Origin of the sequence: Variovorax sp. MHTC-1 (assembly GCF_003984645.1) — a bacterium.
Lineage (GTDB): Bacteria > Pseudomonadota > Gammaproteobacteria > Burkholderiales > Burkholderiaceae_C > Variovorax.
This window is the reverse complement of sequence record NZ_RWKI01000003.1, coordinates 450,051-467,981: the sequence shown is the minus strand read 5'-3', so window position 1 is coordinate 467,981 and position 17,931 is coordinate 450,051. Positions and strand designations below refer to the sequence as shown.

Genomic DNA, 17,931 nt, shown 5'->3' with positions numbered 1-17,931 from the left:
GGCCTGCGCATAGGACAACTCGCTGCCGCTGCCGGTGGGGCGCGCGACTATCGGCAACTGCGAGTGCGTCAGCCCGTCCTGCCGCAGCTTGTCGTACACCGCGCGGCGTTGATGCGGCGCGAGCCCCGAAAAACGCTCCGCCACCCTGCGCGCCAAGGACGCTTCCATCACACTTCCTCCAGCGAATCGATGAATGCATCGATCGCCTGCAATGCCTGGTCCCCGCCATGGGGACGGATCGCGGCAAGCCGCGCGGCGAACTTGTCCAGGGTCTGCGCTTCGAACAGGGCGCCCAGCGGCACCTCGATGTGCAAGCGCGTCTGCAGGCGCGCGATGACTTGCATGGCCAGCAGCGAATGCCCGCCCATCTCGAAGAAGCTGTCGTGGCGGCCGACGCGCGCAACGCCGAGCACCTCGGACCAGACGGCGGCCACGGCCGCTTCGGTCTCGCCCTGCGGCGGCTCATAGACCGCCTGCATCTGCGCAATGTCCGGCGCGGGCAGCGCCTTGCGGTCCAGCTTGCCGTTGGGCGTGAGCGGCAGGCGCTCGAGCACCACCCAGAGGGCGGGCACCATGTACTCCGGCAGCACGCGGCCCAGCCGCTCCCGCAGCTGCTCGCGCCAGGGCGCATTACCGACGTCGGCGCCGGCCTCGCGCGGCACCACGTAGCCGACCAGCTGCCGCGTGCCCTGCGCGTCCTCGTGCACGCGTACCGCCGCGTCGCGCACCAGGTCGAGCCCGGCGAGCTGCGCCTCGACCTCGCCCACCTCGATGCGGAAGCCGCGGATCTTGACCTGCTGGTCCACCCGTCCCAGGTACTCCAGCACGCCGTCGTGGCGCCGGCGTGCGATGTCCCCGGTGCGATAGAGCCGCTCGCCGAGCTGCCGCGCATGCGGGTCGGGCACGAAGCGCTCGGCCGTCAACGCGGGCCGGTTCAGGTAGCCGCGCCCGACGCCGATGCCGGCGACGTACAGCTCGCCGGCCAGGCCTTCCGGCAGCGGTTCTAGCTGGCCATCGAGCACCAGGAGGCGCGTGTTGTCGGTGGGCAGGCCGATGGGCAGGTAGTGCGAGGGCTCGGCCTCCAGGGCCGCGAGACGATGCAGGGACACGTCGTCGGCGCACTCGGCCGGCCCGTAGGCATTGACCAGCGGTACCCCGGGATAGCGCGCGAACCACTGGCGCGCCATCTCGCCGGTGGAAGCCTCGCCGGTCGGCAGCATCCAGCGCAGCGTCGGCAGCGCGACCGGCGCCGCCGCGAGCATGCCCTGGATCAGCGCCGGCACGCTCTGCAGCACGGTGATGCCGCGGGCGCGGACATGCGCCAGCAGCGCCGCGGGATCGCGCGCAATGTCGTCGGGCACGATCTCGACGCAGGCGCCGCACAGCAGGCCCGCGAGCAGCTGCCACACCGAGATGTCGAAGCTCTGCGAGGCCGTCTGCGCGATCACGTCCTCGGGGCCCAAGCCCAGGTAGGGAATCTTGCTCAGCTGGTTGTTGAGCATGCCGCGCTGCGTGACGACCACGCCCTTGGGCTCGCCGGTGGAGCCCGAGGTATAGATCACGTAGGCGGCCTGGTCGAGGTTCGGCGCGGTGACTGGATGTGGGTCTTCAGCGGGCGCGGGCGACAGCGATTCGTCCACCACCAGCAGCCGCGGCGGACTCGGCATCGAAGCGAGCACGGCGCGTGCTGCTGCCGCCTGGGCAGGGCTCGCGAGCACGATGCGCGCGCGGCTCGACGCCAGCATGCCCGCGATCCGCTGCGGCGGATGCGCGGCATCAAGCGCGAGGTAGGCAGCGCCGGCCTTGAAGCTGCCGAGGATCATGGAAAGCAGGCCCGGGCCGCGCGCGGTGCAGAGCGCGACGACCTCGTCCGCCTGCACGCCCTGCGCACGCAGCGCGCGCGCGATCCGGCCGGCGGCACGGTCGAGCTCGGCATAGCTGAGCGCCTCGTCGCCGCAACGCACTGCCGTGCGCGCCGAATGCAGTCGCACCTGCTCCTCGAACAGGCCCGCGTAGCCGCGCTCGAAGGGATAGGCCGCCGCCGGCCCCTCGCCCTGCCCCAGCAGCGCGTCGCGTGCGGCCGCCGGCAGCACGCCGACCTCGTGCAGCTTCGCGTCCGGCTGCGCGGCGAGCTGCACCACGATCTGCCTGAAGCCCGAAAGAAGGCGCGCCGCATCGGCCGCGTCGAACTGCCGGCTGTCGCAGGACAGCTGCAGCCACAGCTGGCGGCCCGGGATCACGACCACCGTCAGCGGATAGTTGGTGTGCGTGCGGTTGCCGCCGAAGCTGATGCCGAGTTCGCGCGTACGCGCTTGCAGGCTCTCGTCCATCGGCGCGTTCTCGAACACGAACAGGCTGTCGAACACGCTGCGGCCGCGCGGCATGCCGCTTCCGGCCTGGATCTCGACCAGCGGCAGGTGCTCGTGCTGGCGCATCGCGAGGTTCTGCGCCAGCAGCGCCTGCAGCCAGGCGACCGCCGGCGTCTGCGCCGGCGGCAGCGCGACGCGCAGCGGAATCGTGTTAATGAAGAGGCCCACGGTGTCCTGGATGCCTTCCAGCTCCAGCGGGCGCCCTGCCACGGTGACCCCGAACACCACCTCGTCCAGGCTGCCCAGCCGCGCCAGCAGGAGTGCCCACGCGCCCTGCACGATGGTGTTGAGCGTGAGCTGCCTTCCCTGGGCGAGGCGCTGCAGCGCCGCCGTTTCCTCGACCGACAGCTTCTCGACCACGTCGGCGATGGCGGCAGTTCCTTGCACGAGCGCGCGGTCCTTGCGCCACGGCAAGGGGGTCGCGGTGTCGAATCCCTGCAGCTGCGCCTGCCAGTAGCGGCGGGCCGCGTCGCTGTCCTGCTGCTGCAGCCAACCGATGAATTCGCGGTAGGGCCGCGGCAGCGCGCGCTGCACCTGCAGGCCCGCGCGGTACGCCTCGTAGTGCGCGAAGAAGTCCGTCAGCAGCAGCGAGCGGCACCACGCGTCCATCAGGATGTGATGGAAGCTCTGCACAAGGTGGAAATCGCGCTCGCCGAGGCGCACCAGGCGCAGTCGCATCAGCGGCGGCCGGCCCAGGTCGAAGCCCTGGGCCAGCTCCTCGCGCAGCAGCGCGTCGAGCCGCTGCATCGCGGCCGCCTCGCTCATGCCGCGCCAGTCGAGGCACTGCACGGCCGAAGGCACCTCGCGGTAGACCACCTGCAGTTGCGTCTCGTCGCCATGCCAGACGAAGCCGGTGCGAAGCGCCTCGTGCCGCTGCACCACGCTGTCCCAGGCGCGGGTGAAGCACTCGACGTCGATCTCGCTCGCGAAGCGGTAGTGGTCCTGCATCAGGTACATGCCGGCGCCGGCATTGAGCAGGGTGTGCAGCAGCAGCCCCTGCTGCATCGGCGCGAGCGGATAGATGTGCTCGACTTTCGCGGCATCGAGCCGCAGGCCGTCGACCTGCGCCTGCGTGAGGCGCGCCAGCGGGATGTCCGAGGGCGACAGGCCGCCCGCGTCGTCGCCGAGGCAGTGCGCGATGAGTTCGCCGAGGGCTGCCGAGTAGCGCTGCGCCAGCGCTTCCACCTCGGCCGCGTCGTGCAGGTTCTCGCTGAAGTGCCAGTCGATGGCCAGCCGCTCGTCCAGCACCTTGGCGACGACCTCGAACCACGCGCGCCGCGGCCCCGAGGGCGCACGCGCGTGGCCTTGCGCCTCGCGGGCCAGGCGCCACGCGCCCGGATCGCTGCGGTCCAGCTGCCCCAAGTAGTTGAAGGTGAGGTAAGGCTGGGGCGCGGCGAGCGCATGGCCGGGGTCGCCGAGATGGTGCAGCACGCCGTGGCCCAGGCCGTGTCCCGGCACCTCGCGCAGGGCTTCCTTGACCGCGATGATGGTCTGGCGCGCATCCGCGCCCGGCCTCAGGCGGACCGGATACAGCGCGGTGAACCAGCCGACGGAACGGCTCAGGTCCATGTCCTCGAAGAGGTCTTCGCGGCCGTGGCCTTCGAGTTCGATGCGTACGCTGTCGAGCCCGCTCCAGCGGCACAGGCAGCGCGCCAGCGCTCCGAGCAGCAGTTCTTCCACGCGCGTGCGGTAGGCGCGGCCGGACTGCTTGAGCAGTTGCGCGGTTTGCGTTTCGCCGAGGACGACCTGCACAGTGCGCGTCGAGTCCACCGTGTTCTTGCCCTCCGGGTTGCGGGCAGGCCAAGGCGGGTCGGCATGTCCCGCCGCCTGCCAGTGGCCGAGTTCGCGCCTGCAGGCCTGGCTGCCCGCGTAGGCCTGCAACCGCCGCGACCACTGCGCGAAGCTGCTCGTGCGGGCCGGCAGCTCGCCGCCTTCGTACAGGGCTTGCAGGTCTTCGACCAGCACGCGCCACGAGACGACGTCGACCACGAGGTGGTGCGCAACCAGCAGCAGGCGGCCGGGTCGCGCCGCGCCGAGCTCCATCCAGACCGCCTTCAGCAAGGGACCGTCGGCCAGGTGCAGCGTGCGTTGCGCCTGGTCCGCCGCACGCGCGACGGCCGCACCCGCATCGGCTTCTCCGCACAGGTCGGCACGTTCGAAGCGCCACGCGTCCTCCGCCCGCGCGCGATGCTGCTGGTGCCAGCGGCCCTGCCTTTCGACGAACTGCAGCCGCAGCGCGTCGTGCTGCTCGACCAGGCGCTGCAGCGACCGGCGCATGCGCGCTTCGTCGAGCGGCGCGTCGACCTCGAACAGCACCGACTGGTTCCAGTGATCGCGCTCGCGCAGCGGCTGCTCGAAGAACCAGCGCTGGATCGGCGTCAGCGCGATCTCGCCGCCCTCATCCAGCTGCGAGGCAGGGGCCGGCACGGGCTCCGCGGGCACCTGCATCGCGATGGTGCGCGCGATCGTCTGCTGCTCCATCAGTTGCTTGGGTGAGAGCCTGAGCCCCCTCTTGCGCGCGCGCGCCACCACCTGCAGGGTGAGGATCGAATCGCCGCCTAGCTCGAAGAAATTGTCATGGCGGCCGACGCGCTCCACGCGCAGCACCTCGGCCCAGACGGCGGCCAAGATCTCTTCCGCCTCGCCCTCGGGCGCGGCATGGTGCTGCGCGGCTCCGATGCGCGGCGCGGGCAAGGCGCGGCGATCGAGCTTGCCGTTGGGCGTGAGCGGCAGCGCCTCCAGCATCACGATGGCACCGGGCACCATGTAGTCCGGCAGCGCCTCGGCGAGCCGGGCGCGCAGCGCGGTGGGATCGAGCGTTTCCCCTTGCTGTGCGACGGCATAGGCATGCAGTTGCGCGCGGCCGTCCTCGGCCGTGTGGACCACCACCTCTGCCTCGCGCACGGCCATCTGCGCAAGCAATGCGGCGCGCACCTCGCCGAGTTCGACGCGGTAGCCGCGGATCTTGACCTGGTGGTCCGCACGGCCCAGGAACTCGAGGCTGCCGTCCGGCAGCTGGCGCGCGCGGTCGCCGGTGCGGTACATGCGCTCGCCTGCACGTCGCGGATCGGCGACGAAGCGTTCGGCCGTCAGGCCCGGGCGTCCGAGATAGCCGCGCGCCACGCCGGCGCCGGCGAGATAGAGCTCGCCGGCGACCCCTTGCGGCACGGCTCGGAGTTCGGCATCCAGCACGGCCGCCTGCACATGGGCCAGCGGGCGGCCGAGCGGCAGCATCGCAGCCTTGCGGCTCGCGCCGGCGGCGTCCTGGGTCAGCACGCCGACGGTGGTCTCGGTGGGGCCATAGTGATTGACGACACGGCATGCCGGCGCCAGGCTGCGGATGCGGTCCAGCAGTTGCCAGGACGTCGCCTCGCCGCCGAGGACCAGCACATGGCGCGGCAGCACTTGCGCTGCGCGGGCCGCCTGTAGCAGCGCCTGCAGATGACTGGGCACGATCTTGAGCACGTCGATCTGGTGTTCGGCCATGTAGGCGGCGAAGCGGTCGGGATCGAAGGCGCGCTCGGCGCCGATCAGGTGCAGACTGCGCCCGCTGCACAGCGCGCCGAAGAAGCTCGTATGCCCGAGGTCCGCGGCCACCGTGGACACCATCGCCATGCTCTTCGCATCCGCCGGGAGCTCGAGCCGCGCGAGCACGGCCTGGACGTAGTTCGCCAGCGCGCCGCGCGTGACGAGCACGCCCTTGGGCTGCCCGGTCGAACCCGAGGTGTAGATGACGTAGGCCGCCTGCCGCGGATGCGGCGCGGCAGGCGCTCGCGGTGCGGGAACGACACGACCCGGCCTGAAGGCCAGCGGCAGCACGGGAACCGGCACTTGCCAGGCCGGCGTGCGCGCAGCCAGCAGCAGCTGCGCGCCGCTGTCGGCGAGCTGAAAGGCCAGCCGATCGGCCGGCAGCTGCGGATCGAGCGGCACATAGGCGCCGCCCGTCTTGAGCACGGCCAGCACGCCGAGCACGAATTCGCAGCCTCGCTCGGCCAGGACGCCGATCCGCGCCTCGGGGCCGGCGCCGCGCGCCGCGAGCTCGCCCGCGAGCTGATCGGCCTGCGCGTCGAGTTCGGCGTAGCTGAAGAACAGGTCCTCGTGGCGCACCGCGAGCTTCTTCGGTGCGCGCTCGACAGCCTGCGTCCACATGGCGAGCACGTCGGGATGCGCGAAGGCGGTCTCGGGTCCGTGCAGTTCCGAGACCGGGCCCGGCAGCTCCATCGACGAGAGCGCAAGTTCCGGCGCGTCGGTCACCTGCTGCGCCAGGCTTTGCAACGCCTGCGCGAAGCGCTGCATCGTGGCTTCGTCGAACAACGCCTCGGCATAGAGGAACAGGCACTGGATGCCGTCGCGCCGGTCGGTGAAGTCGAAGCTGAGGTCGAAGTGGGCATGGCCGCCCGAGAGCTCGTCGATGCGCACCTCGAGACCGGCGATGCTGCGCGTGCGCGGCAGGTCATCCTGTTGCGTGCACTTCACCTGGAACAGCGGATGCACGCCGGCCTGGCGCTCGGGCTGCAGCGCCTCGACCAGCAGGTCGAAGGGAATGTCCTGGTGGGCCTGCGCATCGAGCACGGTCTCGCGCACGCGCGCCAGCAGCGCGGTGAAGCCGCGGGTCGCATCGACCTGCGTACGCAGCACCTGCGTGTTAAGCAGGTAGCCGATCAGGCCGTGGGTCTCGGCCTGCTGGCGGTTCGCCATCGGCGTGCCGACTTGCAGGTCGTTCTGGCCGCTGAAACGATAGAGCACCAGCTTCAGCAGCGACAGCATCGCCATGTAGAGCGAGGCGCCCTGCGTGCGCGCGAGGCTGCGCAGCGCTTCGCTCTGCGCCGCGGGCAAGCGGAAGGCATGGCGACCTTCCTTCGAATCCGCCACTACGCCGCGCGGTCGGTCGAAGGGCAGTTCGAGCGGCGCATGCGCCGCGTTCAACCGGGCGCGCCAATGGCCGAGCTGGCGCTCGCGCTCGCCGGCATCGAGCCGCGCGCGCTGCCACAGCGCGTGGTCGGCAAACTGGATCGGCAGCGGCGCGAGCGGCATGGGGGCGCAGGCACGAAAAGCCTCGTAGAGCGCGAACAGCTCATCGACGAGGATGCGTATCGACCAGCCGTCGCCGGCGATATGGTGCAGCGCCAGCGCGAGCACATGCGCGTCGGCCTCGAGCTGCAGCAGCGTTGTGCGCAACGGCGCCTGCGCATCGAGCCGGAACGGTGCCTCGGCGAACGCACGCAGCCGGTTTCGGAGCTCTTCGGCACGGGACGCCGGCGCGATGCCGCGCAGGTCGCTGCGCTGCAGCGCCACCGGCGCCGCGGGCAGGATGCACTGCTCGAGCTCGCCGTCCTGCGCTTCGCGATAGATCGTGCGCAGGATCTCGTGCCGCTCGGCCAGCGCGTCGAGGCTGGCCTGCAGCGCGCGCACGTCGAGCTCGCCCTTCAGATGCAGCGCGCCGGGCATGTTGTAGGCCGGACTTGTGGGGTCCAGCTGCCAGGTCAGCCACAGGCTGCGCTGCGCGTGGGACAGGAGGACGCGATCGGCCGGCGCCCGGCGCGGGATCGTGGCGGCCGCGGGGCGGGCGCCGCTGCCGCGCACGCGGGATTCGAGCAAGGCGCGCTGCGCAGGCGAGAGTCGGTCGCGGCGCTGGGAGAGATCAGAGGTATCGGACATGGGTGAAGCCGTCAAACGGTGGCGGAGGCGCGATCCGGCTGCTGCACATCGGCGGCAGCGCCGGCGTTCTCGATTTCTTCGATCAACCGCAGCTCGACCAGCACGGCCAGCGCGGCAACCGTCGGCTGCCTGAAGAACTGGGAGGGATGCAGCTCGACGCCATAGGCGCTTCGCACCTGCGCCAGCAGCTGGATCGCCAGCAGGGAATCGCCGCCGAGCTCGAACAGGTTGTCGTTCGCGCCGATCGGCGAGATGCCGAGGAAGCGGCTCCACAACGACGCGAGGCCCTGCTCCAGCTCGGTGGCAGGTTCGGCATAGGCCGTCTGCAGCGCCGGGCGCGCGTGCCGCTGTGACGAGCCCTCCGGCAGCGGCAGGCGCTCTGCAAGCGCCGTGCTCTGCATGCGTGCGATCTGCTCCTCGATCGCGAGGTTGGACACGAGAGTCTGGGCCACCGCGGGCCCCGCGAGCAGCCGTTCGAGCACTTCGGCGCCCTGCGCCGGCGCGATGCCGGCGCCGTCGGGCAGCGCCTGCGCCGCGGCCATGCCGACCTCGCGCCACGCATCCCAGTTGACCGACAGGACGAAGCGGTCGCCGTCGCGCGAGACCTGGGCGGCCAGCGCGTCGAGGAAGGCATTGGCTGCGCAGTAGTCGACCTGGCCGAAGCCGCCGGCGACCGCCGAGAGCGAGGAGCACAGCAGCATGAAGTCCAGCGGCTCGTCCTTCACCGCTTGCAGCAGGGCCAGCGTGCCTTCGAGCTTGGGCGCAAACACGGCCTGCACCGCGGCCCGCGTCTTGTGGGCGATCAGGCCGCCGGCCGCCTGGCCGGCCGCGTGGATGACGCCGTGCACCGCACCGAAGCGCTCGCGCGCCTGCCGCACGGCCGCCTGCATGGCGAGCGCATCGGTCACGTCGGCCTGGAGGATGAGCAGCCGCGCGCCCCTTGCTTCGAGCTCGACCAGCTGGCGAAGCGTGGCGCGCAGTTTCTCGGGCTGATCCTTCGATGCGGCCAGCGTTTCCCAGTCCGCCCGCGCCGGCCACGCACTGCGCGTGACCAAGACCAGCGAGGCTTGCCAGCGAAGGGCCAGGTGTTGGGCCAGGGACAGGCCGATGCCGCCCAGGCCGCCGGTGATGAGATAGACGCCGGACTGGCGCAGGCGTTGCGCGAGCGGCTGGTCGCGGCGCACCGGCGCGTGGTGCCGGACCCAACGATGCGGCCCCCGGTACGCCACCAGGGCTTCGCCCTCTTGCGCGGCATGCATCTCCGCTGCCACCTGCCGGATGAGCCGGGCTTCGGCCGCGCTTCCTGGCGCGGAGTCGACGACGTCGAGCACGCGGCAGGCGATGTTCGGATGCTCCTGCGGGATCACCCTGCACGGGCCGAACAGCGTCGCCTTCTCGGGGCACAGCGGGTCGAGTCCGCTCACGTCTTCCACACGGTTCGTCACCACCGTGATCGACAGCTTGCGTTCGCCTTCGGCGCCATGCAGCGCCTGCGCGAGCGCGAGCAGGCTGAAGAAGCCGTAAGCCTGCGCATCCGAGGGCGACATGTCCCCGGCACCGAGACTCCACAGGTGGCAGATGGAAGACACCGGTCCCAGCTCGGCGTCGACGGCGCGCAGCAGCTGCGCATGGTCGGACCGATCGTCGGGACGAAGCGCGTAGCGCCCGTCGCCGATCTTCGAGAAGGCCTCCGCCGGCTCTGCGCGCGCCACCGATGCCCCTAGTGAACGCAGATGACGGGCCAGGCCGTCGCTGAGGCTGTTCGCCGCGCCGAGCATCAGGATGCAGGCGCCTGCCGCAACGGCCGCCGGCGGCGCCGCATCGGCGCGCTTCCAGGCCGGAAGATAGAACCAGTCGGCGACATCGCGCGGTCGGTGGCGCGCTTCCGGCCGGGCGTCGCCCTGCCGACCCAAAGGCGCGATCCAGTAGGACTGGCGTTCGAAGGGATAGCTCGGCAACGGCACGCGACGGCCTTCGCCGCTCGCGCCGAAGGCCGCCTCATCGATCTCGACGCCGGCGACCCACAGCTGCGCGATGCAGCGCGCAGGCTGGTCGGGGTTCAGTTCCGGCCGCTGGGGATGGGACTGCGACGCGATGATCGGACGCCCCTCGCCCGCTTGCGGATGCCGCTTCGCGAGGCTGCTCAGCGTCTCGCCGGGGCCGACCTCCAGCAGCGCGCGGTCCGGCTTGGCGAGCAAGGCCGCGAGGCCGTCGGCGAAGCGGACCGTGCCGCGCATGTGCCGTGCCCAGTAGCCGGCGCTGCAGGCTTCCTCGGCCGTGATCCAGTGGCCGCTGAGGTTGGAGACGAACGGGATGTCCGGCGCGCGCATGTCGATGCGGCGCAGCAGCGACTCGAACTCGGCCAGCGCCGGCTCCACCAGCGCCGAGTGAAAGGCGTGCGACACATGCAGGCGGCGCGCGGCGGCGCCGCGCTGCGCAAGCCCCTGCTCGGCCGCGTCGATGGCCGCATGCGGCCCGGACAGCACGCAGAGGCCTGCCGCGTTGACCGCGGCCAGGTCGCAGCCCGCTCCCAGCCAGGGCTGCAGCTCGGCTTCCGGCAGGCTCACCGCCAGCATCGCGCCGGGCGTGGTGGCCTGCAGCAGCCGGCCGCGCGCCGCGACCAGCGCGAGCGCATCTTCCAGCGAGAACACGCCCGCCAGGCAGGCCGCCACGTACTCGCCGATGCTGTGGCCAAGCATCGCATCGGGAACCAGGCCCCAGTGCATCCAGAGCCGCGCCATCGCGTACTCGACGACGAAGAGCGCCGGCTGGGTGAATGCCGTCTGTTCGAGGTGCGCGGTGGCCTCGGCTTGCGCTGGATCTCGCGGATGGATCAGCGTGCGCAGGTCGAGGCCCAGCGACGGCTCCAACAGCCGGCAGCAGCGGTCGACCGTATCGCGAAAGACAGCCTCGCCCTCATACAGGCTGCGCCCCATCTGCACATGCTGTGCGCCCTGCCCCGGGAACAGGAAGGCGACGCTCGGCGCCTGCGACAGCACGCGTGCGCTGAAGCAGTGCGGCGCATCGCGCCGGCCGAGCGCGCGCACGGCGCCCGCGCGATCGTGCGCCAGCACAACGGCACGGTGCTCGAAGCGCTTGCGCCCCACCCTCAAGGTGTGCTCGACATCCGCGAGTGCGATCTCCGCACGAGTGTCGAGATGCTCGGCCAGCCGGCCGCACATGGCGTCCACCGCGGCGGTGCTGCGCGCCGAGAGTCGCAGCAGATGCGGCTTGCCGGCCACGCGCGCGGCATGCGCCGGCGGCCGCGGCGGCGCCTCCTCCAGCACTACGTGCGCGTTGGTGCCGCCCATCCCGAAGGAGCTCACGCCGGCGCGCCGGGGCAGCGGGCCTGCCGGCCAGGCACGCGCCTCGGTGTTGACGAAGAAGGGACTGGCGGCAAAGTCGATCTGCGGATTCGGCGTCTCGAAATGCAGGCTGGGCGGCAAGGTGGCGTGCTCGAGCGCCATCACCGTCTTGATCAGCCCGGTGACGCCGGCCGCCGCATCCAGGTGGCCGACGTTGGTCTTCACCGACCCGATGGCGCAGAAGCCGCGGCGATCGGTACCGGCCCTGAAGGCCTGCGTGAGTGCGGCCATCTCGATCGGGTCGCCCAGCGTCGTGCCGGTGCCGTGCGCCTCGACGTAGCCGATGCTGTCGGGCGCCACGTCGGCAATGGCCTGGGCGGTGCGGATCACCTCGGCCTGGCCGTCGATGCCCGGCGCGGTGTAGCCGACCTTGTTGGCGCCGTCGTTGTTCACCGCCGAGCCCTTGATCACCGCATGGATCGTGTCGCCGTCGCGCAGCGCGTCGTCCAGCCGGCGCAGGACCACGATGCCGGCGCCGCTGCCGAGCACGGTGCCGCCGGCCTTGGCATCGAAGGCGCGGCAATGGCCGTCGGGCGAGAGGATGGCGCCGGCCTGGTAGCGGTAGCCGCCCTCCTGCAGCAGGTTGAGCCAGACACCGCCGGCGAGCGCCATGTCGCATTCCTGGCTCAGCAGCGAATGGCAGGCCATGTGGACCGCGACCAGCGAGGTAGAGCACGCGGTCTGCACCGTGACGGCGGGTCCGCGCAGGTCGAGCTTGTAGGCCACGCGCGTGGCGAGCGAGTCGGCCGAGTTGCCGTTCATCAGCGAGAGCAGCTCGGCGATGTCGCCGCCGGCACCCAGGCCGGAGGCCGGCAGCAGGTGCTTCATCAGGTACAGGTTGGCGCCGGCGCCCGCATGGATGCCCACGGGGCCCGGCGGCCGTTGGGGGTCGTAGCCGGCATGCTCCAGCGCTTCCCAGGCGCACTCCAGAAAAATCCGCTGCTGCGGATCGAGGTGCTCGGCCTCTCTGGGCGAACAGCCGAAGAAGCCGGCATCGAACTGGTCGAAGCCCTCGAAGCGCACGCCGGCCTTCACGTAGCCGGGATCGTCGAGGGCGCTGGCCGGAACGCCGCGCGCGCGCAGTTCGGCATCGCTGAAGCTCGACACCGATTCCACGCACCCGCGGATGTTGCGCCAGAAGGCCTCGGCATCGGCAGCGCCCGGGAAGCGCCCGGCCAGGCCGACGATCGCGATCTCGATGCCGGTACGCCCGGCCTTGTCGTCGTCGCCCTGCATCAGCCGATCCTCTCTGCCGGGCGCCGGCGCTGGAGCAGCAGCGCCGCGCGCTGGCGCTGCGCCCGTTCCTGGTCCTGCTGTTGCTGCTGCGGCAGCGAGGCCTGCGGCGAGCCCTTGCCCTGCGCGATGTGCTGCGCGAGCGCGGCAATGGTCGGATGCTTGAAGAGATCGACCACCGACAGCCCGGCGGCCAGCCTGTCTTCCAGCAACCGGTGCACGCGGATCAGCAGCAGCGAATGGCCGCCGAGGTCGAAGAAGTTGTCGTCGACGCCCACCTTCTCGACGCCCAGGACTTCGCTCCAGATGGCGGCCACGGTTTCGGCGACGCGGCCCTGCGGCGGCTTGTAGGCCTGCTGGCGACTCACGGTGGGCGACGGCAGCGCCTTCCGGTCGACCTTGCCGTTCGCGTTGAGCGGCAGGCGCGTGAGCACCATGATCGCCGAGGGCAGCATGTAGTCCGGCAGGGTCTTGCCGAGCTGCTGCGCGAGTCGTGCCGCGTCGAACTCGCTCCGGCCGCCGTTCGACACGTAGGCCACCAGCCTGGCGCCGCCCGGCGCGTCGTGCGCGACGACGACCGCCTCCTCCACCTCCGGCTGGAGCCGCAACTGCGCCTCGACCTCGCCCAGCTCGATGCGGAAGCCGCGGATCTTCACCTGATGGTCGACGCGCCCCAGGTACTCGATCTGGCCGTCGCCGCGCCACCTGGCGAGGTCGCCGGTGCGGTAGAGGCGCGCACCCGTGCCGCCGAGCGGATCGGCCACGAAGCGCTCGGCGCTCAGGCCCGGGCGCTGCCAGTACCCGCGCGCGAGCCCGACGCCGCCGAGGTAGAGCTCGCCCGCGACGCCGCGCGGCACCACGCGCAGTTCGGCATCCAGCACGTGGGCGCTGAGATTGCCCACCGGCCGGCCGATCGGGACGGTGAGCGACGCGTCGTCGCGGCAGTCCCACCAGGTGACTTCGATCGCCGCTTCGGTCGGCCCGTAGAGGTTGAGCAGCTCGATCTGCGCGAAGCTCGCGAGCACCTTCGCCTGCAGCTCGGCGGGCAAGGCTTCGCCGCTGCATATCATGCGCTTCAGGCCGGTGCAGGCCGCGATGCCCTCGTGGGCCATGAAGGCCTGCAGCATCGAGGGCACGAAATGAATGGTGGTGATGCCGTGCGCCTGGATCAGCTCGACCAGGCGCGCCGGGTCGCGGTGCTCGCCGGGCCCGGCGAGCGCCAGGCGCGCGCCGTGCGCGAGCGGCCAGAAGAACTCCCAGAAGGAGATGTCGAAACCGAAGGGCGTCTTCTGCAGCACCGTGTCGCCGGCATCCAGCGGCTGATGCCGCTGGCCCCACGCCAGCCGGTTGCACAGCGACCGATGCCGGTTGGCCGCGCCCTTCGGCCGGCCGGTGGAGCCTGAGGTGTAGATCACGTAGACCAAGTTGTCGCCGTGCAGCGCGACGCCCGGGTTGTGCGAGGGCGAGGCCTGCAGCTCGCTTGCAAGCTCATCGAGCGCGAGCGTCGCGAGACCTTCGCGAACCGGCAGGCGCTCGCGCAGATGCGCTTGCGTCAGCAGCAGCGCGATGCCGCTGTCCTCGACCATGTACGCCATGCGCTCGCGCGGATGCTCCGGATCGACCGGCACGTAGGCGCCGCCCGCCTTGAGGATGCCGAGCAGGCCGACCACCATCTCGACGGAACGCTCCATCGCGATGCCCACCTTGCTCTCCGGCCCGACGCCGAGCGCGATCAGCCGATGCGCGAGGCGGTTGGCCCGGGCATTGAGCTCGGCATAGCTGAGCGCCGCATCGCCGAACAGCAGCGCCGTGGCCTCGGGGCTTCGCTCTGCCTGGCGCTCGAACAGGTGGTGCACGATCTCGCCGCTTCCCATCTCCTGTTCGTTGCGGCTCCAGCCGTCCAGCTCCGCCGCTTCCTCCTGCGACAGCAGCTCGACGTCGCCGACGGCAAGCTTGGGCTCGAGGGCCAGTGCCTGCAGCATCTGCTGATAGTGGCGCGCGAAACGCGCCATGGTGTCGGCGTCGAACAGCTCGGCGGCGTACACCAGGGCGACGCTCACGCGATGGTCGGAGGTTTCGCGGATTTCCACCGAGAGCTCGAATTGGGCCGCCTGGGGCGCGACCGACTGTGCTTCCATCCGCAGACCCGGCATGTGCCGCCACGCGCTGTGGTCTTCGCGCAAGTGATTGAAGAGGATCTGGAACAGCGGGCTGTGGCTCAGGCTGCGCTCGGGCTGCAAGGCTTCCACCAGCTGCTCGAAGGGCAGATCCTGGTGCGCCTGCGCGCCCAGCACCGCCTCTCGGACCTGCGCCAGCAACGGTGCAAAGCCGAGCCGGCCGTGGACCTCGCTGCGCAGCACCTGCGTGTTGACGAAGAAGCCGACGACGCCCTCGGTCTCGACGCGATGGCGGTTGGCGACCGGCACGCCGACGCGGATGTCCTGCTGGCCCGTGTAGCGATGCAGCAAGGCTTGGAAGCCGGCGAGCAGCGCCATGAAGAGCGTCGCCCCCTGGGCGTCGGCGCGCCGGCGCAGATCGGCCAGCAGCTGCGCCGGGAGTTCGAACAGGTGCCGCGCCGCGCGGTAGCCGGCGACCGCTTGGCGCGGGCGGTCCGTGGGCATTGCGAGCACAGGTTGCTCGCCGCCGAGCTGCTGGGTCCAATAGGCGAGTTGACGATCGCGTTCGCCCGCTTCGAGCAGTTCGTTGTGCCAGACGGCGAAGTCGGCGTACTGCGCCGGCAACGCCGCCAATGCCGCGACTTCGCCCTTCGCGTGGGCCCGATAGCTTGCCGCCAGCTCGTCCACCATGATCTGCATCGAGGCGCCGTCGGAGACGATGTGATGCATGACGATCGCGAGGATGTGAAGCTCTTCTTCCGGCCGGATCAGCGCCGCGCGCATCAGCGGACCGTGCGAGAGATCGAAGGGCTGGGCGCCGATGTGCTGCAGCGCATCGCGCACTTCGGGCGCATCGGGCTCGCTGGTGCGCAGGTCGATCAGTTGCAGGTCCAGCTGTCCCTGCGTCAGCACGCGCTGCTCGGGCCGGCCGTCGGCACCGGCATGGAACACAGTGCGCAGGGATTCGTGCCTGGCGATCAGCCCGACGAAGGCGGCGCGCAGCGCGCCGGCATCCAGGGCGCCGCGCAGGCGCAACGCGAAGCTCACGTGGTAGGCCGAGCTCGACGGATCCAGGTGCCACAGGAACCATTGGCGTGCCTGGCCATGCGACAGCGGCAGCGGTTGCGCGCGGCGCTCGTCCGGCAATGCGGCGATGCGCGGCGCGCGCGGACGCACGCCGTCCGCGCGCCGCCGTCTGATCTCGGCGGCGCAGCCCGCGAGGCGCGGCTGCTCGAACAGCGTCCGCGCCGGGAACTCGATCGCCCAGCGATCCGCGATCCGCGCTGCGGCCTGGACCGCCGAGAGGGAGTTGCCGCCGCTCGCAAAGAAGTGGGCGTCCTGCGCGAGCGGCCGGTCGTCGTCGCGCCTGAGCACCTGTTGCCAGATCGAAGCGAGCGTGGATGCGATCTCGTCGTCCTGCGCGGATGCCGTCCGCGCACCGGCACGCACGCTGCTGCCGCCCATGACGAAGCGGCCATGCGCGTGGATGGCATAGGCGTCGAGCGCGCCTTCGATCCAGCCCTGCCGGCAGGCGCTGCGCTGCAGCTTGCCGCTGGAAGTGCGCGGCAGGCCGCCGGGTTGGAGCAGCACCACCACCGACGGCGCTTCGCCGCACAGTTCGCTCGTTGCCGCGGCCAGGGCCTCGACCAGCACTGCAGGATCCACCATCTTCTGCAGGCTGCGCGACACCTCTGCCGCCACGCCGATGCCTTCGCCTTCGGGCCCATCGACCGCGAAGGCGGCCACCCGCCCCTTGCGCACCGCGTCGACCTCGGCCTCGATTGCACGCTCGATGTCCTGCGGATAGAGGTTGTGGCCGCGAACGATGATCAGGTCCTTGCGCCGCCCCGCGACGTAGAGCTCGCCCTCGTGCACGAAGCCTAGGTCGCCGGTGCGCAGCCAGGTCCGCCCGGTGCGCTCGAAGAAGGTCTGCGTGCTTTCGTCCAGCTTGCCCCAATAGCCGCGGCCGATGCTGGGGCCATGCGCCCAGATCTCGCCGATCCGCCCCTCGGCGAGTACGGCGAGCGATTCCGGATCGACGATCTCGATGCCGTGCCCGGCCGCCGGCCGGCCGCAGCTCACCAGGGTGGGCCCTTGCGCGCTCGCCTCGGCCAGGCCTCGGGCCAGGCCCGCGGCCGAGAAAGTGCCGCCGGTCATGCCGCAGCCACGCCGGCCGCCGGTCACGAACAGCGTGGCCTCCGCCAGGCCGTAGCAGGGAAAGACGGCGCCGGCCGCAAACCCCGCAGATGCGAAATGCTCGATGAAGGCCTGCAGGGTCTGATGGCGCACCGGCTCGGCGCCTGAGAAGGCCAGGCGCCAGCTCGACAGGTCGAGGGCCTGCAATTGCGAGGCCTTGACCCGCTCCAGGCACAGGCGGTAGGCGAAGTCCGGCCCGCCGCTGATGGTGCCGCGATGCCGCGAGATCGCCTCCAGCCAGCGCATCGGCCGCTCGAGGAAGGCGCGCGGCGTCATCAGCACCACCGGGATGCCGCGGTGGATCGGCTGCAGCAGGCCGCCGATCAGGCCCATGTCGTGGAACAGGGGCAGCCACGAGACGAACACGTCGTCGGCGCGAACCGACAGGCCCTCCTCGATGGCGCGTTCGTTGGCCCACAGGTTCGCGTGGCTGATCATCACGCCCTTGGGCTCCGAGGTGGAGCCCGAGGTGTACTGCAGGAAGGCGATGTCGGTCTCGGCCGGCGCATGCGGCTGCCAGCGCGCGGCTTCGCCCTCTTCGACCCGGCCGACGGCGATGGCCTCGGCGCCGGCAAAGGCATCGATCCCTGCGCCGACCATTTCGAGGATCTCGCTGCTGGTCAGGATGCATCGAGCCTGCGCATCCAGTGCGATGCCGGTCAGCCGCGCGAGGTGCTGCGCGCGCGCCGACTCGGGCGGGAAGACCGGCACCGCGATCAGCCCGGCATAGAGACAGGCGAAGAACGCGACCACGTAGTGATCGTCGTTGTCGAGCAGCAGCAGCGCACGCTCGCCTCGCGCGAAGCGCCGCTGCAGCAGCGAGGCGAGCGCGCGAACGCGCCGATCGAGGGTCGCGTAGTCGATCATCGTGTCGACCACCTCGCTGCCGCTGGCGCGCACGACGATCAATGCCGTGTCGGCTGCGCGCTGCGTCGCCAGCGAGCGCAGATGCTCGACGAAGTTTCCCGCGGGATGGCCGCTCGAAGTCATGCT

At 71.2% G+C, this 17,931-nt stretch carries 3 protein-coding genes; all 3 read right to left on the bottom strand.

What is annotated here, in order from left to right; genetic code table 11:
* Positions 1-167: 167 nt before the first annotated feature.
* Genes EJI01_RS08015 through EJI01_RS08005 form a run of 3 tightly spaced genes read right to left on the bottom strand, consistent with a single transcriptional unit; the run spans position 168 to position 17,928 of the window.
* Positions 168-8,027, bottom strand: a complete 7,860-nt coding sequence (locus tag EJI01_RS08015; protein ID WP_126836562.1) for a non-ribosomal peptide synthetase — start codon at positions 8,025-8,027, stop codon at positions 168-170.
* An 11-nt stretch (positions 8,028-8,038) separates the two neighbouring features.
* A complete protein-coding gene (locus EJI01_RS08010; RefSeq protein ID WP_126836561.1) occupies positions 8,039-12,628 on the bottom strand; it encodes a type I polyketide synthase in 4,590 nt (1,529 codons plus the stop codon).
* On the bottom strand, positions 12,628-17,928 hold the full coding sequence (locus EJI01_RS08005) for a non-ribosomal peptide synthetase (protein ID WP_126836560.1): 5,301 nt from the start codon (positions 17,926-17,928) through the stop codon (positions 12,628-12,630). Before EJI01_RS08005 ends, EJI01_RS08010 begins: the two co-directional genes overlap by 1 nt.
* Positions 17,929-17,931 lie beyond the last annotated feature (3 nt).

What these genes read in the sequence shown, in the direction of transcription:
- EJI01_RS08015 (WP_126836562.1), bottom strand. Translation starts at nt 8,027, where the DNA reads ATGTCCGATACCTCTGATCTCTCCCAGCGCCGCGACCGACTCTCGCCT.
- EJI01_RS08010 (WP_126836561.1), bottom strand. Translation starts at nt 12,628, where the DNA reads ATGCAGGGCGACGACGACAAGGCCGGGCGTACCGGCATCGAGATCGCG.
- EJI01_RS08005 (WP_126836560.1), bottom strand. Translation starts at nt 17,928, where the DNA reads ATGACTTCGAGCGGCCATCCCGCGGGAAACTTCGTCGAGCATCTGCGC.